The 2,532-nt window shown below is 40.3% G+C and carries 3 protein-coding genes; all 3 read left to right on the forward strand.

Annotated elements, in window-relative coordinates:
• Positions 1–281: 281 nt before the first annotated feature.
• Positions 282–1,061, forward strand: coding sequence for a hypothetical protein (locus tag HF312_21410; GenBank protein ID MCU7522772.1), 780 nt, complete (start codon positions 282–284; stop codon positions 1,059–1,061).
• Between the two features lie 24 nt (positions 1,062–1,085).
• Complete coding sequence (locus tag HF312_21415; GenBank protein ID MCU7522773.1) at positions 1,086–1,913, forward strand: N4-gp56 family major capsid protein; 828 nt, start codon at positions 1,086–1,088, stop codon at positions 1,911–1,913.
• 183 nt (positions 1,914–2,096) lie between these two features.
• A complete protein-coding gene (locus HF312_21420) occupies positions 2,097–2,462 on the forward strand; it encodes a hypothetical protein (GenBank protein ID MCU7522774.1) in 366 nt (121 codons plus the stop codon).
• Positions 2,463–2,532 lie beyond the last annotated feature (70 nt).

Consider the following 2,532-nt stretch of genomic DNA (forward strand, 5'->3'; position numbering starts at 1 on the left):
CATATGGCATCCCAACAGCCAATACAACCTAATATGCAACAACCACAACAACCAATAGGAGGGCAACCAAATGCCTAAAAAACCAACAGCTAAAAAAGCTACACCAAAAGCAAAAACGCCATCTCCAATGATGATGGGTAAAAAACAGATGGGCAGCATGGCAAGCAAAAAGAAAAACTGTTAGCACCTGAAAAGGTGTTTTTTTATTGTCTTTTTCTCGAGAGCAGACGGTAAAGAACAATCGAAATTTCGGCCAACCATAGCCGAAGGAGGATTTAGTTATGCCAGAAGATATGATTTTACCAGATGATTTCGAAGCACCTGCCGAAAATTCAGTAGAGGATACCACACCAACTGAACAAGTAGAAGATGTGCAAACGGAATCACAAGAATCAAGCCAACCCGAAACCGAACAAGCTGAACAGACTTCACCTTTCTTAAAGGTTAAATACAACAAAGAAGAAATGGAGCTGGACGAAGCTACGGCTAGGGAACTGGCTCAAAAGGGCTTAAATTATGACAAAGTGCAGGAACGTTTACAGGCCTTAGAAAGTGATCCACGTTTAACACTCGTCGAACAATTAGCCCAACAGCAGGGAATGAGTGTGGATGAATACGTTGAAGCGGTCCGACAATACCAGGAGGAAGCGCAACTTAACGAACTCATCCAGCAAAACATTCCCGAAGAATATGCAAAAGAAATGCTCGAAAACAGACGTTTTAGAGAGCAATTACAGCAAGAACAACAACAGAAACAACAAGAAGCACAGCAACAACAAGAGTTTCAAGACTTCTTTAAATACTTTAAGGAAGCAAACGGAAGGGATTTCATTCCCGAGACCGATACGATCCCCGATTCAGTGTGGCAAGCAAATCAACAAGGAGTACCTTTGAGATTCGCATATGCCGAGCACGAAAATCAGCAATTGAGACACCAATTAGCAACCCTGAAAAAGAATCAAGATAACGCTAAAAAGGCTCCCGTTGGCGGTGTTACGCAGCACGGAAGCAATGAAACAGCGAGTACGGATCCATTTTTAAAAGGGTTTATGAGCATTTAAAAACAATAATAGGAGTGATAATCAATGGCAATTAATCTTGCAAGTAAATATTCTTCAGCCGTCGACGAACGGTTTAAATTAAAATCTTTAACAGATGCAGCAGTAAACAACAATTATGATTGGGCTGGGGTGAACGCAGTAACCGTTTATTCTATTCCAACAGTTGCACTAGGCGATTATTCTATGACGGGTACAACTCGTTATGGATCAGCAGCGGAATTAGGTAACGTTACTCAAACAATGACACTTACTAAAGATCGTTCTTTCACATTTGTTATCGATAAAAAGAACCAACAAGATACCATGAATGTAATGGAAGCTGGTAAGGCTCTTGCTCGTCAAATTGACGAAGTAATTGTGCCAGAAATCGACACTTATCGTCTATCAACAATGGCTGCAGCTGGTATTACAGCAGGTAATACAGCAACGGTTGCTGTTACTGCTTCGAACGCTTATGTATCCTTGTTAAATGGTGGAGTAGCCCTAGATGAAGACAAAGTTCCACAAGGTGGTCGTATGGCTTTCGTTACACCTACTTTCTACAGTTTGTTAAAACAAGACAATGCTTTCATCAAAGCATCTGAACTTGGACAGCAAACTTTGATTAATGGACAAGTTGGTGAGGTTGATGGTGTGAAGATCGTGAAGGTTCCATCTATTTACCTCCCAACTAACACAGCATTCATTATCACTAACAGCATTGCAACTGTAGCACCTAAAAAACTCGAGGACTACAAAATTCATGACAACCCTCCTGGAATTAACGGAAATCTTATTGAAGGACGTATTCGTTATGATGCATTCGTGCTTAATAACAAAGCTAACGCTATCTACGTCCACAAAACAGCGTAAGAGGTGTTTTAAATGGGTAAGATTTTTATAGCAGAAAACGGTGAAACACTTGAAGCTAGGGATGAACTTCAAGAGTCAGCTTTCATCAATGTTGGATTAAAAGAACAGACAAAGAAGAAGTAACAACGTAGGGGGCATAGGGAAACTTATGTCCTCTTTTTTTATGTAAAAGAGGTGATTTTATTGATCGCTCAAGATGTTTTTATGATTGCCATGTCGCTCATGGATGAGACTAGCTCAGATGGAACGTTTGCAGGATATGATGACGACTACAAAAAGAAAGCATGGCCGATCTTAACGGTATTACAGACGGAATTGCTACCTTTATCGGTATCTCCTGTCACGATTACCGACGAAAATAGCACATTATTAGTGGATGATCGTGTAGGGAATACCGTTTTACCCTATGGATTAGCTGCACACTTACTATTGAGTGGAAATGTTCAATCAGCATCGTTCTTTAATGACCGATACGAAGAACTAAAGCGTAGAAGAAAAGCGGTGATTGCACCGATTACCGATGTATATGGAGTAAATGAAACCGATTAGAGGTGAATTGAATGACAAAAATTGATTGGGAAAACATTACGAACTATGTTGAATCGGTAGGAACAACAGA

The sequence above is a fragment of the Ignavibacteria bacterium genome, assembly GCA_025612375.1.
In the GTDB taxonomy this organism is placed as follows: domain Bacteria; phylum Bacteroidota; class Ignavibacteria; order Ignavibacteriales; family SURF-24; genus JAAXKN01.